The sequence below is a fragment of the Granulicella sp. WH15 genome, from assembly GCF_009914315.1.
GTDB lineage: Bacteria > Acidobacteriota > Terriglobia > Terriglobales > Acidobacteriaceae > Edaphobacter.
Window position 1 is genome coordinate 2,670,873 of the sequence record NZ_CP042596.1, and the last position, 17,824, is coordinate 2,688,696.

The 17,824-nt window shown below is 63.7% G+C and carries 12 protein-coding genes; 8 read left to right on the forward strand and 4 right to left on the reverse strand.

Annotated features, from left to right (window positions below):
* Positions 1-282 precede the first annotated feature (282 nt).
* The 7 genes from FTO74_RS11130 to fucP all read left to right on the forward strand — a co-directional run bounded on the left by FTO74_RS11130 (position 283) and on the right by fucP (position 13,233).
* On the forward strand, positions 283-1,653 hold the full coding sequence (locus FTO74_RS11130; RefSeq protein ID WP_255462203.1) for an efflux RND transporter periplasmic adaptor subunit: 1,371 nt from the start codon (positions 283-285) through the stop codon (positions 1,651-1,653).
* Positions 1,650-5,144: an efflux RND transporter permease subunit gene (locus tag FTO74_RS11135; protein ID WP_162538216.1), complete on the forward strand. Its 3,495-nt coding sequence runs from the start codon at positions 1,650-1,652 to the stop codon at positions 5,142-5,144. Before FTO74_RS11130 ends, FTO74_RS11135 begins: the two co-directional genes overlap by 4 nt.
* A 10-nt stretch (positions 5,145-5,154) precedes the next feature.
* Complete coding sequence (locus FTO74_RS11140) at positions 5,155-8,259, forward strand: efflux RND transporter permease subunit (RefSeq protein ID WP_162538217.1); 3,105 nt, start codon at positions 5,155-5,157, stop codon at positions 8,257-8,259.
* Positions 8,260-8,288: 29 nt separating this feature from the next.
* Complete coding sequence (locus FTO74_RS11145; RefSeq protein ID WP_162538218.1) at positions 8,289-9,851, forward strand: efflux transporter outer membrane subunit; 1,563 nt, start codon at positions 8,289-8,291, stop codon at positions 9,849-9,851.
* A gap of 159 nt (positions 9,852-10,010) precedes the next feature.
* Positions 10,011-10,859 carry an amidohydrolase family protein gene (locus tag FTO74_RS11150; protein ID WP_162538219.1) on the forward strand — a complete coding sequence of 283 codons (849 nt, stop codon included), beginning with the start codon at positions 10,011-10,013 and terminating at the stop codon, positions 10,857-10,859.
* A gap of 2 nt (positions 10,860-10,861) precedes the next feature.
* Positions 10,862-11,872 carry a zinc-binding alcohol dehydrogenase family protein gene (locus FTO74_RS11155; protein ID WP_162538220.1) on the forward strand — a complete coding sequence of 337 codons (1,011 nt, stop codon included), beginning with the start codon at positions 10,862-10,864 and terminating at the stop codon, positions 11,870-11,872.
* A 23-nt stretch (positions 11,873-11,895) separates the two neighbouring features.
* Positions 11,896-13,233 (forward strand): L-fucose:H+ symporter permease, encoded by a 1,338-nt coding sequence (gene fucP, locus FTO74_RS11160; RefSeq protein WP_255462204.1) that lies wholly within the window; start codon positions 11,896-11,898, stop codon positions 13,231-13,233.
* Between the two features lie 220 nt (positions 13,234-13,453).
* Here fucP and FTO74_RS11165 read toward each other — a convergent pair whose 3' ends face one another.
* Genes FTO74_RS11165 through FTO74_RS11175 form a run of 3 tightly spaced genes read right to left on the reverse strand, consistent with a single transcriptional unit; the run spans position 13,454 to position 15,941 of the window.
* Complete coding sequence (locus FTO74_RS11165; RefSeq protein WP_162538221.1) at positions 13,454-14,707, reverse strand: SLC13 family permease; 1,254 nt, start codon at positions 14,705-14,707, stop codon at positions 13,454-13,456.
* 5 nt (positions 14,708-14,712) lie between these two features.
* Complete coding sequence (locus FTO74_RS11170) at positions 14,713-15,105, reverse strand: DUF1634 domain-containing protein (RefSeq protein WP_220399003.1); 393 nt, start codon at positions 15,103-15,105, stop codon at positions 14,713-14,715.
* On the reverse strand, positions 15,105-15,941 hold the full coding sequence (locus FTO74_RS11175; protein WP_162538222.1) for a sulfite exporter TauE/SafE family protein: 837 nt from the start codon (positions 15,939-15,941) through the stop codon (positions 15,105-15,107). The genes FTO74_RS11170 and FTO74_RS11175 overlap by 1 nt, the downstream gene beginning before the upstream one ends.
* A gap of 197 nt (positions 15,942-16,138) precedes the next feature.
* On the opposite strand from FTO74_RS11175, the gene FTO74_RS11180 reads away from it, so the two are divergent.
* The gene (locus tag FTO74_RS11180) at positions 16,139-17,143 is read left to right on the forward strand and encodes an alginate lyase family protein (RefSeq protein ID WP_162538223.1); all 1,005 of its coding nucleotides are present in this window, start codon (positions 16,139-16,141) and stop codon (positions 17,141-17,143) included.
* 7 nt (positions 17,144-17,150) lie between these two features.
* On the opposite strand, the gene FTO74_RS11185 is transcribed toward FTO74_RS11180, so the two are convergent.
* On the reverse strand, positions 17,151-17,804 hold the full coding sequence (locus tag FTO74_RS11185) for a bifunctional 2-keto-4-hydroxyglutarate aldolase/2-keto-3-deoxy-6-phosphogluconate aldolase (protein ID WP_162538224.1): 654 nt from the start codon (positions 17,802-17,804) through the stop codon (positions 17,151-17,153).
* Between the last annotated feature and the right edge of the window lie 20 nt (positions 17,805-17,824).

Consider the following 17,824-nt stretch of genomic DNA (forward strand, 5'->3'; position numbering starts at 1 on the left):
TTTCCGAATTATTCTCGGATTATTCGCACCTTCCACGCTCACCGTTTGCCTCTTATCTGCATCAAAGCAAACGTGAGGTAAGTTAATTTTCTTCACCTGTTCAACAGGCTTTATTGCATTGATTCTTCCGATCCAGCATGATCGGCCAGGACATGGAATCTCTGCGCCGACGAAACTTTTTTGCCTCCAGAACCTTCCATAAGAAGAAGCTGACCAGGACCAACGTCCTACACCTTAGTCGCACCGCCTCACCATCTGCTTCGTGGCTGAAAAGGGCAAGAGATGAATCAGCAAAATAGTACGGGCAGCCCATCTGACGATCAGGATCTGGGAGCCACCTCTGAAGCACATACCTCCACCAACCCGGGTACACCCTCCGCGACCCAGGCCACCGCTTCGCCTACCCTAGCCGAGCCTTTCCACGCCCACAAGCAGTCGCACACGCTGCGCTGGGTAGTCATTGGCGTGGTCATCGTGCTGGTGCTTCTGGCGATCCGTCACTTCAGCTCGGAGACCTCCCCTGCCGCGGGGCCCGGCATACCTGCGGGCGGCAAGAAGGCAGGCAACGGCCGCGGGCAACAGGGACCAGCCGCGATCACCGTCGGCCAATCGACTGCGGGCAACATGAATATCTACGTCGATACCCTGGGTACCGTAACTCCCACCAACACGGTCACGATCTATAGCCAGATCACCGGCCGCGTGATGGAGGTTCGCTATCACGAGGGCGAGATCGTACACAGAGGCGATCCTCTCATCGAGATCGACCCGCGCCCCTACCAGGCAAACCTGACCCAGGCAGAAGGCACCCTGCAACACGATGAGGGCGTGCTGGCCGAAGCCAAGATCGATCTCGCCCGCTATCAGGCGGCCTTCGCCAAGAATGCCATTGCAAGACAGCAGCTCGAAGATCAAGAGCAGATCGTCGTGCAGGAAGAGGGCACGGTCAAGGCCGATCAGGGCACCGTCGCCTACGACCAGGTACAGTTGGCCTACTGCCACATCACTGCCCCCATCAGCGGCCGCGTAGGCCTGCGTCTGGTCGACCCCGGCAATACTGTCTTTGCGGGCAGCGGCTCCACGCTGCTGGTCATCACTCAACTGCAACCGATTACCGTGGTCTTCAACGTATCCGAGGACAATCTGCCGCAGGTGCAGGAGCAGCTACGCGGGCGCAAGCAGCTTCAGGTCGATATCTTCGATCGCTCCAACGACAAGCAGCTCGAGACCGGCAAGCTCACCTCGCTCAACAACCAGATCGACACAACGACGGGCACGGTCAAGTTCCGCGCCAGCTTCAACAACAACGATCTGCAGCTCTTCCCCAACCAGTTCGTGAACGCGCGCCTGCTCGTCAGCTCGCTGCCGAATGCAACGCTGGTGCCGTCGGCAGCCGTACAGCATAACGGCACCGCCGCCTTTGTGTACACCGTAAACTCCGGCGCCAACAACGGCCACACCGTCGCGGTCCACCCCGTCACCGTCGTCACCAACGACGACACCTCGACAGCGGTTCAAGGCCTCGACCCCGGCGTCACCGTTGCGACCAGCGGCTTCGACCGCCTTGAGAACAACGTGTCGGTCGCGGTCAGCAGCCCGCACCAGGGCACTCCGACCAGCAGTAAACCATTGAGTGGGAACCCGGCTCCATGAATCCGTCCAAGCCATTTATTCTCCGCCCGGTAGCGACTGCACTGCTGATGGTCGCCATCTTTCTCGCGGGCGGCGTGGCGTACTTCCAACTGCCCATCTCCGCCCTGCCCGAGGTCGATTACCCGACCATGCAGGTCCTCACCTTCTATCCGGGGGCGAGCCCTGACGTCGTCGCCTCGGCCGTCACCGCTCCGCTCGAGCGCCAGTTCGGCGAGGTCGCCGGTCTCAGCCAGATGACCTCCACCAGCGCCGGCGGCGTGTCGGTCATCGTCATGCAGTTTCAACTCTCGCTCAGCATCGACGTGGCCGAGCAAGAGGTGCAGGCCGCGATCAATGCCGCCCAGAGCTACCTGCCCGCGAATCTGCCCGCGCCGCCGGTCTATAGCAAATCCAACCCGGCCGATGCTCCCGTACTGACGCTCGCACTCACCTCCAACGAAGTCGCACTACCCCAGGTCGAAGACCTCGCCGACACCCGGCTCGCGCCCAAGATCTCGCAGATCTCCGGCGTCGGCCTCGTCAGCATCTCCGGCGGTCAGAAGCCCGCGGTTCGTATTCAAGCCAATCCCACTGCGCTCTCGGCCTACGGGATCAACCTTGAAGACCTGCGCAACTCGCTCACCGGCAACAGCCTGAACTCCGCCAAGGGCAGCTTCGACGGCCCCGCGCAGGACTACACCATCAACGCGAACGACCAGCTCCAGACCAGCGACGATTACAGGGCGGTCGTGGTCGCCTATCGCAACGGCGCGCCGGTGATGCTGCCTGAGGTCGCCCGCGTGGTCGATGGAGTCGAGAACTCGAAGCTCGCCGCGTGGATGAACTATACGCCTGCGGTGATCCTGAACATCCAGCGCCAGCCCGGCGCCAACACCATCCAGGTCGTCGATAGCATCCAGCGCCTGTTGCCGCAGCTCGTCTCCACACTGCCGCAAGCAGTTCACGTCCAGATCGTCACCGACCGCACCACCGCCATCCGCGCCTCGGTCAAAGACGTCGAGTTTGAGCTGATCCTCACCATCGCCCTCGTCGTGATGGTCATCTTCCTCTTCCTCCGCTCGATCCCCGCGACCATCATCCCTAGCATCGCCGTACCGCTCTCGCTCGTGGGCACCTTCGGCGTCATGTACCTGGCGGGCTACAGCCTCAACAACCTCACCATGATGGCGCTCACCATCTCCACCGGCTTCGTGGTGGACGACGCCATCGTGATGATCGAGAACATCTCGCGTTACATCGAAGAGGGCGAGTCCCCGATGGAGGCCGCGCTCGTCGGGGCGGAGCAGATCGGCTTCACCATCCTCTCGCTCACCGTCTCGCTCATCGCGGTGCTCATCCCGCTGCTCTTCATGGGCGACATCGCCGGACGTCTCTTCCGCCAATTTGCAGTAACGCTTGCCATCACCATCGTCATCTCCGCCTTTGTCTCGCTCACGCTGACACCGATGATGTCCGCGCGCCTGCTCAGCTATACACCGCCCGAAAAGCAAAGCCGCTTCTACAAGGTCTCCGAACGCATCTTCGAAGACATCATCGCCTTCTACGGACGCACCCTCAGCTTCGTGCTCCGCTTCCAAACCATCACCCTACTGGTGGCGCTGGCCACTCTGGTGCTCACCGTCGTCCTCTACATGACGGTCCCCAAGGGCTTCTTCCCCACTCAGGACACGGGCATCATCCAGGGCATCTCGCAGGCCTCTGCGTCTATCTCCTTCCAGGCCATGACAGAACGTCAGCAGAACCTTGCCAAGGTGCTGCTGGCCGACCCAGCGGTCGAGAGCATCTCCTCCTTCATCGGCCCCGACGGAACCAACACCACACTGAACAGCGGACGCATTCAGATCAACCTGAAGCCGCTCGAAGAGCGCGGACTCTCCGCCACACAGGTCATTGACCGCCTGGGACCGAAGCTCGAAAAGATCGAAGGCATCAGGCTCTACATGCAGCCGGTGCAGGACCTAACGGTCGATGATCGCGTAAGCCGCACCGAGTACCAGTACACACTCGAAGACCCCAACCAGGCCGAACTGAACTCCGTCACGCACGATCTGGTTGCCAGGCTGAAGCAGCTCCCCGAGCTGTCGGATGTGGTCACCGACCAGCAGCTCGGCGGCAAAGCTGAAGCGCTTGTCATCGACCGCGCCACCGCATCGCGCTTCGGCATCACGCCCTCGGCCATCGACAACACGCTCTACGACGCCTTCGGCCAGCGCCAGATCAACACCATGTATACGCAACTGAATCAGTATCATGTCATTCTGGAGACCGATCCCAAGTTTCAGATCAATCCCCAGAAGCTTAACGACATCTACATTCAGTCGTCGCTCACCAGCGCCACCTCGGCCTCCACGGCCACCGCAACCGCCGGATCATCGTCAGGCGCAGGTTCGGGCGTCACCGCATCCTCAGGCAACGCGCTGCTGACGCCCTCCGCAACCTCCGGCATCTCGGCAGCGGCCACCGGCACCTCCGCCTTCTCGAACAGCAATCCCAGTATCTCGGCGACCTCCGGCGTCAACGCAACCTCCTCGCTCTCGTCCACCTCCACAGCCTCCTCCAGCGCCAACGTCCTCTCCAGCCAGAGCACCTCCACCAGCATCTCTTCGAGCACCTCGACCTCGACCAGCGGCACCACCCGTGCAGGTTCCAGCACCGGCGACTCCACGGCTGGAACCGGCGGCAGCGGCGGAGGCGGCACCACCGGGACCACAGCCGCATCCACCCCCGTGCCGCTCAGCGCCATCGCCCACTTCGAGAGCCGCGGCCAGGCGCTGTCCATCAACCATCAGGGACAGTTCCCGTCCGTCACCATCTCCTTCAACCTCGGTGGCGGCTACTCGCTCGGCCAGGCGCTCGACGCCATGGACAAGGTCATCGCCGACTCTCATCTGCCCCCCAGCGTGGTCGCCAACTATCAAGGCACCGCCTCCGCCTTCCAGGGCTCGCTCTCGAACGAAGGCATCCTCATCCTCGCCGCGCTGGTCACCGTCTACATCGTCCTCGGCGTGCTGTACGAGAGCTTCATTCATCCGGTCACGATTCTCTCCACGTTGCCCTCGGCGGGCGTCGGAGCCCTGCTCGCCCTGCGGCTCTTTCACCTCGACCTCGACATCGTCGCCATCATCGGCATCATCCTGCTCATCGGCATCGTGAAGAAGAACGGCATCATGATGGTCGACTTCGCTCTCGAGGCTGAACGCAAAGAGGGCAAGACCGCGACCGAGGCCATCTATCAAGCCTCTCTGCTGCGCTTCCGCCCCATCATGATGACGACGATGGCCGCCCTCCTCAGCGGCCTTCCCCTGGCCTTCGGCTCCGGCATCGGCTCCGAGCTGCGCAAGCCGCTGGGCGTGGCCATGGTCGGCGGCCTCATCTTCAGCCAGGTGCTTACACTGTATACAACCCCGGTCATCTACATCTTCTTCGACAACCTCGGCGAGCGTTTCTCGCGCAAGAGAAACGCCGTCCAGCCCGAAGCCGAGCACGCATGAGGCCCTGCGCATGAACCCATCACGGCTCTTCATCGAACGCCCTGTCGCCACGACGCTGCTGACCATCGCAGTCGCCATCGCCGGCGCCATCGCGTTTGCCGTGCTGCCGGTCTCGCCGCTCCCGCAGGTCGACTTCCCCACCATCACGGTCGCCGCCACGCTGCCGGGCGCAAGCCCCGACATCATGGCGTCCTCCATCGCCACCCCGCTTGAGCGTGAGTTCGGCCATATCGCCGGAGTCACCGAGATGACCTCGTCGAGTTCGCTCAGCACCACCAGCATTACCCTCCAGTTCGATCTCAGCCGCGACATCGACGGAGCCGCACGCGACGTCGAAGCAGGCATCAACGCAGCCCGCACCTACCTGCCCGCAAACCTCCCGGCCAACCCGACCTACCGCAAGGTCAACCCAGCCGACTCCCCCATCCTCATCCTCGGCCTGCAGTCCGACGTTTACGATGTACCGGCGCTCTACGACGAAGCCTCCACGGTTATGGAGCAGCGCATCTCGCAGATCCCCGGCGTCGGCCAGGTCTCCGTCGTCGGCGCTTCCCTGCCCGCGGTGCGAGTCGAGATCAACCCGAACCAACTCGCCAGCTACGGCATCAGCCTGCCCGCAGTGCAGCAAGTCATCGCAGGACAGAACTCCAACGTAGCCAAAGGCCAGATAGCCAACGGCGAGATCACCTCCGACATCGTAGCCAACGACCAGATCTCGAAAGCCGCTGCTTATAGGCCGTTGGTCATCGGCTATCACAACGGCGGCGCAGTGCGGCTCGAAGATGTGGCCGACGTCGTCGACTCGCAGCAGACCATACGCCAGGCCGGGTTTCTCAACGGCAAGCCATCGGTCAACATGATCATCTTCCGCCAGCCCGGCGCGAACATCATCACCACGGTCGATGCCGTGAAAGCCGCGCTGCCATCGCTACAAGCCACCATCCCCACGGGCCAGCACCTCATCACCATCCTCGACCGCACCACCACCATCCGCGCCTCGGTCTCGGACATCGAGCGCACACTGGTCATCTCGGTGATACTGGTCATCCTGGTCGTCTTCCTCTTCCTCCGCAACGGCCGCGCCACGCTGATCCCTGCCGTCGCGGTGCCCGTATCGCTCATCGGCACCTGCGCCGTCATGTACCTGTTGGGCTACACGCTGGACAACCTCTCCCTGATGGCCCTCGCCATCGCCAGCGGCTTCGTGGTCGACGACGCCATCGTCGTCATGGAAAACATCGCGCGCCACCTCGAAGAGGGCCTCACGCCAATGGAGGCCGCACTCAAGGGCGCGGAGGAGATCGGCTTCACCGTCTTCTCCATCAGCATCTCGCTTATAGCCGTCTTCATCCCGCTGCTGATGATGGGCGGCATCATCGGCCGCCTCTTCCGCGAGTTCGCCATCACGCTCTCAACAGCCATCCTCGTCTCGATGGTGATCTCTCTCACCACGACGCCGATGATGTGTTCGCGCGTCCTGGTCGCCGAAAAAGAGATCAAGCACGGCCGCCTCTACAACTGGAGCGAGCGCGGCTTCAATCTCGTGCTCAAGGGCTACAGCCGCAGCCTCGACTGGGTGCTCAATCACAGCGTCTTCATCCTCATCATCTTCCTCATCACCCTCGGGCTCAACGTCTTCCTCATCATCAAGATCCCCAAGGGCTTCTTCCCCCAGCAAGACACCGGCGTCATGACCGGCGGAATGCAAGGGCCGCAGGACATCTCGTTCTACGCCATGCGCACTGCGGTCGAGCAGTCCATCGACATCATCAAGGCCGACCCCGGCATCGCCAACGTCATGGCCTTCACGGGCGGACAGGGCGCGACCAACACCGGCTTCACCTTCATCGCACTCAAGCCGCTTGGAGAGCGGGGTGCCAGCGCCGACCAGATCATCGCGCGCCTGCGCCCCAAGCTGGCCCGCGTCACCGGCACCGCGACCTTCCTGCAACCCACACAGGACATCCGCATCGGCGGCCGTCAGTCCAGCGCCGAGTACCAGTACACCCTGCAAGCCGAGACCACGCAGGACCTGCAAAAGTACGGTCCCCTGCTGCTGAGCGAGTTACGCAAAGCCCCCGGCTTCCAGGACGTCAACACCGACCAGCAGAACCGCGGCCTGCAAGCATTGCTCACCTACGACCGCCCCACTGCCGCTCGTCTCGGAGTCACACCGCAGCTCATCGACAACACGCTCTACGACGCCTTCGGCCAGGCCGAGGTCTCCACCATCTACACGCCGCTGAATCAGTACTACGTCGTCATGGAGGTCGCGCCCAAGTACTGGCAGACGCCCGACGGCCTCAAGAACACCTACCTCATCCCCACCACCGGGGGCGGCCCCATCCCGCTCGCCTCCGTGCTCAAGTACGAGCCCTCCACCTCGCCACTCTCGGTCAACCACACCGGCCTCTTCCCTTCAGTCACGGTCTCGTTCAATCTCGGACCCGGCGTATCGCTGGGCCAGGCCACGGAGGAGATCCAGCAGATCCAGCAGAAGCTCGGGATGCCTGCGTCGGTCCACGGCCAGTTCTCCGGCACGCTCCAGGCCTTCCAGGATTCGCTCGGCAGCGAGCCTTACCTCGTCATCACCGCGATCCTGGCCGTTTACATCGTGCTCGGCATCCTCTATGAGAGCCTCGTCCATCCCCTGACCATCCTCTCGACTCTCCCCTCCGCAAGCGTAGGAGCCATCCTCGCGCTGCTGCTCACCAAGAGCGAGTTGGATGTCATGTCGATCATCGGCGTCATTCTGCTCATCGGCATCGTAAAGAAGAACGCGATTATGATGATCGACTTCGCGTTGAATGCCGAGCGCAACGAGGGCAAGAACACGCGCGACTCCATCTTCGAGGCATCGATGCTGCGCTTCCGCCCCATTCTGATGACCACGATGGCTGCTCTCTTCGGGGCCGTCCCCCTGGCCGCCGGACACGGCATCGGCTCGGAACTGCGCCGTCCGCTCGGCATCTCCATCATCGGCGGGCTTATCGTCAGCCAGGTGCTTACGCTGTATACAACCCCTGTCATCTATCTGTTCATGGACAACCTCCGCCTGAAGTTCGGACGGAAGAAACACGCTGCTGCACTGACTCCGAGCCACGCTGCCAGATAAGAACAGGTAAGGAATCCGGAGACACCCATATGAACCACGACCGAATCATCTCGACCTCCACCCGGCGAACCACCGGCACCCTATCCGCCCTCGCGGCGCTGTGCCTCGTTCTCTCCGGCTGCCACGTCGGCCCCAAGTACACCAAGCCCGCCGTCGTCGCGCCACCCGAGTTCAAAGAGTCCGCCCCCGCCGCCTACACCACCGCGGGTAGCGGCACCTGGCAGCCCGCGCACCCGCAGGACGCAGCCTTGAAGGGCAAGTGGTGGGAGGTCTTCAACGAGCCCGAACTGAACGCGCTCGAAGAGCAGCTCGACATCAACAACCAGAATCTCGCGCAGTTCTTCCAGAACTTCATGGCCGCCCGCGCACAGGTCCGTCAGGCCCGCGCAGGCTACTTCCCCACCCTGAGCGTCGCCCCGTCCTACAGCCGTCAGCACTCGCCCGACACTCTGCGCGGCGTCGGCGTCGCCGGCAGCAGCGGCGCCACCAGCACCGGCGGCGGCACCTCCACCAGCCTTCAACTTCCCTTCGACGTCTCCTGGGAGCCCGATCTCTGGGGCCGCATCAGCAGCCAGGTCCACGAGTTTCAGTACGCCGCACAGGTCAGCGCCGCCGATCTCGAGAACGAGCGCCTCAGCGAACAGGCCAGCCTCGCCGAGTTCTACTTCGAGCTGCGCGGGCAGGATGCCCTGCAGGACGTCTTCAACCAGACCATCGAGGCCGACCGTAAGTCACTCGAGCTGACCCGCACCCTGGTCGAGACCGGCATCGACAGCCCGGAGTCGGTCGCCCAGGCCGAGGTAACCCTCGCCAACGCCGAAGAGACCGCCGCAGGCATCGCCACCAACCGCGCCATCTACGAGCATGCCATCGCCACCCTCATCGGCAAGCCCGCGTCCAGCTTCTCACTGCCCGTCAAAGCCCTCTCGACGCCCGTGCCGCCAATCCCCGTCGGAGTGCCCTCGCAGCTCCTCCAGCGCCGCCCCGACATCGCCGCCGCCGAGCGCACCATGGCCCAGGCCAACGCCGTCATCGGCATCGAGAAGGCCGCCTACTATCCCAGCCTCTCGCTCACCGGCGCGGGCGGCCTCGGCTCCTCCACCATCACCTCGCTCTTCTCGGTCCCGGCCCTGCTCTGGTCCGTGGGAGCCTCGGCCTCCGAAACTATCTTCGACGCGGGCCTGCGCCAGGCCACCGTCGCCCAGTACACGGCCAACTACAACGCCGACGTCGCCAGCTACCGCCAGACCGTCCTGACCGCGTTTCAACAGGTCGAAGACTACATCGCCACCCTCCGAGTACTCTCGCAGCAGACAACCAAGCAGGACGTAGCCATCGACGCCGCGCAGCGTTACCTCACCATCGCCAACAGCCGCTACCAGACCGGCCTCGATCCCTACCTGAACGTCATCTCCGCCCAAACCACGCTGCTGAGCGATCAGCAGACGCGGGTAACGCTTCAGGTCAACCAGATGACCGCCGCCGTCGAGCTGATCCAGGCCCTGGGCGGAGGCTGGGACGTCACCAACCTGCCTACGCCTGCCAAAGTCGCGACAGCCGACGGCGAGCGCCAGGTCACGAACACCCCCTGACGGCATCCGCTTCGCCGGGTTAGACTAGGACAATCAGCGCTCAACGAAGATCTTCAAACCAGCTTCGCCTCGTAGCGCCCTGGAGTAATCTCGTGTCCCACCCCATCCGCGGCTGCACTGATTCAAGCGCCGCCCTCGTATGTCCAGAAGGGAGCGCCCATGCGCGTTGATGCGCACCACCATCTCTGGCACTACACGCCCGAGGAGTATAGCTGGATCGACGACGCCCAGCAGGTGCTCCGGCATGACTTCCTGCTCGCCGATATCGAGCGCGAGGCAGCCGCGGCTGGGGTCGACGCCTCGGTCGCCGTACAGGCCCGGCAGACGCTCGAAGAGACGCACTGGCTGCTTGGTCTCGCGGCCCACTCCAAGCTCATCCAGGGCGTCGTCGGCTGGGCTCCACTCAGCGCCGACAACTTCCCCGCGATATTGGCCGAGCTTCGAAAAAATCCCCTACTACGCGGCCTCCGCCACGTCGTGCAGGGCGAGCCCGAGGGCTTTCTCAACGCCCCCCGCTTCAACCGCGGCATCTCCGCCCTGCTCGGGACCGGCCTCACCTACGACATTCTCATCTTCCCCCATCAGCTCCCCGAGGCCACGCGCTTCGTCGACCGCCACCCCGCGCAGTTCTTCGTGCTCGACCACATCGCCAAGCCCGACATCCGCCACAACGAGTTCGACTCCTGGAACACCGCCATCCGCGACCTGGGCCGCCGCGAGAACGTCACCTGCAAGCTCTCCGGCCTGGTCACCGAGGCGGACTGGAACCGCTGGACCCCGGCCCAGCTCTACCCCTACTTCGACACCGTCCTCGACGTCTTCGGCCCCTCACGTCTGATGGTCGGCAGCGACTGGCCCGTGCTCACCGTAGCCTCGAACTACTCCGAGTGGTGGCGCATCGTCACCGAGTGGATCGCCCCCCTCAGCCCCACCGAGCGCGCCCATATCGAGGGCGAAGTAGCCACCCGCATCTATCAACTCCCCACCCAACAAAACCCCGAGGACTAAGCGTGAAAGCACTCTCCCTTTTAGATACGGGCAACGCCGCGATCACCGAGATCGCAGAACCCCAGCCCAGCGGCGGCGATCTCCTGCTTAAGGTCGAGATGGTCGGCCTCTGCGGGACCGATCTGAACTCCTTCCGCGGCCGCAATCCGCTCATCACCTACCCCCGCGTGCTCGGCCACGAGATCGCCGCGACGGTCATCGAGGGCAACTCGAACATCGCCGCAGGCACCCAGGTCACAGTGTCTCCCTATACGAGCTGCGGCCGCTGCCCCTCCTGCCTGCGCGGCCGCGAGAACGCCTGCCAGTACAACCAGACCTTCGGCGTGCAGCGCGACGGAGCCATCACCGAGCTGCTCTCGGTCCCCTCCACCAAGGTTTACCCATCCGCGACCCTGCCGCTCAAGCACCTCTGCCTGGTGGAGCCTCTCACCGTCGGCTTCCACGCCGTCGCACGCGGGCGCGTCACCAGCACCGACGTGGTAGCCATCTTCGGCTGCGGCGGCATCGGCCTCGGAGCCATCGCGGGCGCGGCCTTCCGCGGAGCCCGCACCATCGCCATCGACCTCGACGACGCCAAGCTCGAGACCGCCCGCCTCGCCGGAGCCACCGACCTCATCCACTCCAGCCGCGAGGACGTTCGCGCCCGCCTGCGCGAGATCACCGGCGGCAACGGCCCCGACGTCATGATCGAGGCCATCGGCCTGCCCGAGACCTTCCGCCTCGCCGTCGAAGAGGTGGCCTTCACGGGCCGCGTCGTCTACATCGGCTACGCCAAGGAGCCGGTCGCCTACGAGACCCGCCTCTTCGTCCAGAAAGAGCTGGACATCATGGGCTCGCGCAACGCTCTGCCCGTCGACTTTCTCGAGGTAATGGCCATGCTCGACGCGGGACGCTTCCCCGTAGACGAGGCAGTCACAGCCGTAGTCTCATTGGATGAGGCACCCTCCATGCTGGCAAAATGGTCCGCCAACCCTGCAGCCTTCACCAAGATTATGATTCAGATGCACCAGTAACCTGTAACGAACGGAGTAACAAATTGCAGATCTCAACCTCGGTCGGTCCCCGCAAAGAATCTGAAGAGTCGCGGGGCAAGTCCATCTTTCCCACGGGCCAGATGCTTCCGTTCGTTCTCGTCACCGCCATCTTCTTCCTCTGGGGCATGTCGAACAACCTCACCGACATCCTCGTCCAGCAGTTTAAGAAATCCTTTGAGCTAAGCCTCATTCAGGCTCAGCTCGTCCAGACCGCCGTCTTCCTCGCCTACGGCACCATGGCGATTCCGGCCGCGCTGATTATGCGCAAATTTGGTTACAAATCCGGAATGCTCATCGGCCTCTCGACCTTCGGCATCGGCACCCTGCTCTTCTGGCCCGCCGGAGTCATCGGCCAGTACCTGCCGTTCCTGCTCGCGCTCTTCCTCGTCGGCTGCGGCTCCTCCATCCTCGAGACCGCCTGCAACCCCTTCATGGCGCAGTTCGGAGACCCCGCCACCAGCGAGCGCCGCCTCAACTTCGCCCAGGCCTTCAACCCGCCCGGCACCATCACCGGCGTTCTGGTCGGCACCTGGTTCATCTTCTCCGGCGTCGAAAAAAGCCCCGCACAGGTGGCCGCGATGAAGACCGCCGGAACCTACGCCGCCTACCTCCACTCGGAGATCATGCGCGTCGTCCCCACCTACGTTGTGCTCGGGCTAGTCGTGCTGGCCCTCGCCTTCACCATCTCCCGCGTCCACTTCCCGGTCATGCTCAATACCGAAGAGACCGAGGGCGGTGACCAGGGCAGCTTCAAAGCCCTGCTCCAGTACCCCCACCTGATCTTCGCAGTCATCACGCAGTTCATCTATGTCGGCGCGCAGATCTCCACCTGGAGCACCTTCATCCCTTACATGAAGACCTACACCACGGTCTCGGAGAAAGAGGCCGGATACTTTCTCACCGGCACCCTCATCGCGCTGGCTCTGGGCCGCATCATCTCCACCCCGCTGATGCGCTTCATCTCGCCCGCCCGCATGATGGCGGTCTACGCTCTCTTCAACATCGCCCTGCTCGCGGTGGGCATCCTGCGCCCCGGAATCGTCGGCACCTGGGCTATCCTGGGCACCAGCTTCTTCATGTCGATCATGTTCCCCACCATCTTCGCGCTCGGCGTCAAGGGCCTCGGCCCCAACACCAAGCTGGGCGGCAGCCTGCTTGTCATGGCCATCATGGGCGGAGCCATCTTCCCCCCGCTCATGGCATTCATCACGCGCTCCACGGGCAGCCTGGCCCTCGGCTATACGCTTCCCCTCCTCAGTTACGTAGTAGTGGCCCTATACGGCTTCACAGGCTCCCGCCTGAACCGCAGCGACATCGCCGCCGCCCCTGAGGTGATCTAAGCCCTTATCGTTGCTTCTGGGGTAGGTCCGGGCTTTAGCCCGGACATTAAAACTCGCCACAGATGCGGGCTTTAGCCCCCGAGGTATGCTTTCTTCATCCCGTCGCACAAATCTTGCCTTAAAAAGCGCCAACGGCGCGCCCTATACCTACCCGGGGCGAAGCCCAGGTAGAAATCCCCCACACACATGAGGGCTGAAAGCCCGCCCTATCCCCAGCAAATCACATCCACGACATCACAACTGCCCCACCCAGCGCCGCCAGCAGCGCGACCGGCATCGCCACCGCCCCCACCTTCAGGAAGTCCATAAAGCTCACATGCAAGCCCTCCCGTCGTAGCGCAATCAGCCAGAGAATCGTCGCCAGCGACCCTGTAACGGAAAGGTTCGGCCCCAGATCCACGCCGATGAGCACAGCATGGGCCAACAACCCGTGCACCTGCGCCGTCCGCAGCGTTCCAGCCGCGATCAACCCGAGCGGCAAATTATTCACCACATTATTCCCCACCCCAACCACAAACCCCACCACCAACGCCCCCAACTCCGTCCCAAGCCCCTGAGCCCAAGCCAGAGCCGCGACCGTCCCCTTCAGCGCCCCGATGCTCTCCACCGCATCCACCAGCACAAACAGCCCCGCAACCAGAGCCAGCGTGCTCCAGCTAATCTCCCGCACCAGCCCCACCGGACTTCTCCGCTCCACAACCGACACAACCGCAGTAATCGCCAGCGCGGCAACACAAGCGGGCAGCCCCAGATCGATTCCCATCGCCGAAGCCCCAAGCATTACCGCCACCACCAGCACCAGCCCACCGGCCACCAACTGGCCGCTTCGACTCAACTCCTGAGCCTCCACCTCGGCTTCAATACGCGCCACCAACTCCCTGCGAAACCAAACCCTCAACACCAAGAAGGTCGCCGCAATCGAGAGCAGCGACGGCACCCCAAAGTCAATCATCCATCGCCCCAGCGGCGGCAGCCCATCATGGAACACCACCAGATTCGCAGGGTTCGAAATGGGCAGCACAAAGGATGCCGCATTGGCGATCAAGGCACACGCAAACAGGTAAGGCAGCGCCTGCACCTTAGCCTTGCGCACCGCGGCCAGAATCGCCGGAGTCAGAACCACGGCGGTCGCATCGTTCGACATGAAGATCGTCACCAACGTACCGATCCCATACACCAAACAGAACAGCCTCACGCACGATCCCCGCGCCCCGCGCACGGCAACCGACGCCAGCCAGTCGAAGACCCCATGCTCCCGCGCCAGTTCGGAGAGAAGCATCATCCCAATCAGAAAGAGGTAAACATCCGCTCCCTCAGCGATCGCATGGCCGGCCAGCCGCAGCGGCACCAACCGCAACGCAACCAGCAGCGCCGCGCTCCCGCCCACCCAGTAGACCTCTGCAACTCCCCACGGACGCACCAACATCAGAGCGATGCCCGCGGCGGCAATCAACGCAATGAAGACGGGGCTCATCCAGATCAGCTTGTCCCACGTACAAAGCTGTAGACAAGGATAGCCAGCACCAGCAAACTGATCGCCACATACACATGGTCCCGCTGCACCAGAAAGCCCACCAGGCAGAAGACTACCCGCGCCACCGGCGTAGCGATCAGCAGCAGAATCCCAAGCTGGATCAGGCTCTCGGGATCGAGCCTCCCCACCCCATGCAGCACACCCGCAATCGTGCGCAGCGACGGAGCCGTGGCATGAAACGTCGCATACCGCGTCGCCACACCATACGACTTGCCCAGGTACAGCGCCCCACCCGCAGCCACCACCAGCCCAGACCCAACCACGCCATAACGGAGCATCTGCCCGATAGCGATCTCCATCTTCCGGTCCGAATCTTCCACCTTCAGCCCCGTATCCACTAGAGCCTCCCCGTCAAGCCGCTGTAGATCATCTCCACGCCCAGCGCCACGATCACCACACTGAAGACAGCCTTCAGCGTCGGCACCTTCGCCTTCACCAGCATCCCCGACCCCACCGCCGACCCCAGCAACACGCCCAGCATCACCGGCATCGCAATCGCGGGCTCGATGTACCCTCGCGCCAGATAAATCCCCGCGCTCGCCGCCGCCGTCACGCCGATCATAAAGTTGCTCGTCGTCGTAGAAACCTTGAACGGCAGCCGCATCGCCCGATCCATCGCCAGCACCTTCACCGCACCCGATCCGATGCCGAGCAGCCCCGACAGCGTCCCCGCGCCGAACATGATTCCAAACCCCAACGGCACATGCCGCGCGCTATAGCTCTCAACCACGCCCGTGCAGTTGAAGCTTCCTTCGAGCTTCAGCTTCACCGCCAGCGGGTCCGGCGGCTCATCCACCGCCTCATACCGCCGCTTGCGCATCGAGGCATACGCCGAGTACAGCAGCACCACGCCAAACGTAATCCCAATCGCCCGGTTCGACACCTTCGCCGTCAGGTACGCGCCCAGCAGCGCCCCCAGCGTCGTCGCCACTTCCAGCAACATGCCGATGCGGATATTCGACAGCCCATCCCGCACATAGGCCGCCGCCGCTCCCGACGAGGTCGCAATCACCGAGACCAGCGACGCCCCGATCGCATAGCGCAGATCGACCTTGAAGAGCAGCACCATCACCGGCACCAGCACCACGCCGCCCCCCAGTCCGGTAAGCGATCCCAGCAGCCCAGCCACCGCCGAGGTAAGGAAGAGGAGCGAGGAAAATATCCAGACGCTCATCGCCCATCCCCCACGCCGTCTGGACACCATTCCAATACACGAGCCCTAGTCCGCTCAGATCCACGACATCGACCAACGCTGCGTCCGGCCATCCTTGAACTTCTCCTCATGAATTCACTTGCCCTATCTTATCCCCCCATGAACCTATAGACCTCCTATCCCTCTGCCGTGCTACTCTGCGCCCGAGGGTTCCCGCCATGCCCACCACCCGCAGAGCCTTCGTCACCCTCACCACGGCAACACTCGCCTCAACCCTCCTCCACGCCCAATCCACCCACCCCGACGTAGCCCTCATCGACCACGACCGTATCCTCACCGCCGCCCGCGAGGCCCTGAGCCACCAGCCGAACCCGTCATCCACCGACTCCCTGCTCGACCTGAGCCTCATCCTTCCCGCCCTGGCCGCAGCCGTCACCCTCACCAACGATCCCGCCCTGACCAAACACGCCGCCGCCCACCTCGACGCCTGGTTCGTCTCCCCCGCCACCCGCATGCCCCCAGCCCTGAACGCCCCCAACCCCGAGGACATCCTCGAAGCCATCGGCCTCGCCGAGATCGCCGTCGCGATCCCCTTCCTCGGCATAGACACGGCCCCCTACCTCCCGTGGTTCGCCTCCTACCTCGACTGGCTCATGCACGACCGCACCGCCCTGCTGGCCCGCGACCGCAAGGACCACCACGCCTCCTCCTGGCTGCTGCAATCCGCCGCCTGCGCCCGCCTCACCGCCAACGAGCCACTCCTCGCCGACCTCCGCCACCGCTTCAAGACCATTACGATCCGCGCCCAGATCGACGCCACCGGCCTCTTCCCCCACGAGTTGCCCACACCCAACCCCTACCGCAACTCCCTCTTCAACCTCGACCTGCTCGCGGGCACAGCCGTCCTCCTCAGCACCCGCTTCGACAGCCTCTGGGAGCACGAGCTACAGGACGGCCCCGGCCTTCGAGCCGCCATCGCCCGCCACGCGCCCTACATCGAGAGCCGCTCCACCTGGCCCTACCCCGCCGACCAGACCCACTTCCACGATCTGCCCTGCCGCCGCCCGGCCCTGCTCTTCGCCGCCCGCGCCTACTCTCGCGCTCCTTACGCCGAGCTATGGCGCAGCCTCACCCCCGCCCAGCCCGCCGCGCCCGAGCTGCTCCGCACCTTCCCCATCCGCCAGCCGCTGCTCTGGACCACCCAGCCCAAAGCAGCGATCTAGCCAGCGGCTAAGCCTTCTTAGCCCGATACTCCTTCACTATCTCCAGATACTTCCGCGCCGTCTCCGTCACCACATGCGCCCGGCCCTCGTTCATCGCCTTATGGTCCACCAGGTCGCCGCCAACCCCCAGCGCAAAGGCCCCAGCCTCCAGAAACTCATGCGCCGTAGCCACCGAAACCCCGCCCGTCGGAATCAGCTCTACCTGCGGCAGCGGAGCCTTCACGGCCTTCAGGTACTTCGCCCCGCCCATAGCACTCGCCGGAAATACCTTCACCACATCCGCCCCCGCCTGCCACGCCGTCACAATCTCGGTCGGCGTCAACGCCCCCGGCAGCACCGCAATCGAGTAGCGATGGCACATCTCAATCGTCTTCAGATTCAGAGCCGGGCTCACCACAAACTGCGCGCCCTCGAGGATGCACATCCGAGCCGTCTCCGGGTCCAGCACCGTCCCCGCGCCGACCAGAATATCCGGCCGCTGCTGCGCCAGCCGCCGCATCACCTCAATCGCTCCCGGCACGGTCATCGTCACCTCGAGCACCGTCACGCCGCCATCGGCCACCGCCTCTGCCAGAGCCATCGCCTTATCCACCGAATCCGCCCGCAGTACCGGCACCAGGCCAATCTGCCGCATCGTCTCCAAAACCGTAACCTTATCCATCTTCGTCTCCTGACGTCCTG

Excerpts from the sequence above, each read along its gene's own strand:
- FTO74_RS11130 (WP_255462203.1), top strand. The coding sequence starts at position 283 with ATGAATCAGCAAAATAGTACGGGCAGCCCATCTGACGATCAGGATCTG.
- FTO74_RS11135 (WP_162538216.1), top strand. The coding sequence starts at position 1,650 with ATGAATCCGTCCAAGCCATTTATTCTCCGCCCGGTAGCGACTGCACTG.
- FTO74_RS11140 (WP_162538217.1), top strand. The coding sequence starts at position 5,155 with ATGAACCCATCACGGCTCTTCATCGAACGCCCTGTCGCCACGACGCTG.
- FTO74_RS11145 (WP_162538218.1), top strand. The coding sequence starts at position 8,289 with ATGAACCACGACCGAATCATCTCGACCTCCACCCGGCGAACCACCGGC.
- FTO74_RS11150 (WP_162538219.1), top strand. The coding sequence starts at position 10,011 with ATGCGCGTTGATGCGCACCACCATCTCTGGCACTACACGCCCGAGGAG.
- FTO74_RS11165 (WP_162538221.1), bottom strand. The coding sequence starts at position 14,707 with ATGAGCCCCGTCTTCATTGCGTTGATTGCCGCCGCGGGCATCGCTCTG.
- FTO74_RS11175 (WP_162538222.1), bottom strand. The coding sequence starts at position 15,941 with ATGAGCGTCTGGATATTTTCCTCGCTCCTCTTCCTTACCTCGGCGGTG.
- FTO74_RS11180 (WP_162538223.1), top strand. The coding sequence starts at position 16,139 with ATGCCCACCACCCGCAGAGCCTTCGTCACCCTCACCACGGCAACACTC.
- FTO74_RS11185 (WP_162538224.1), bottom strand. The coding sequence starts at position 17,804 with ATGGATAAGGTTACGGTTTTGGAGACGATGCGGCAGATTGGCCTGGTG.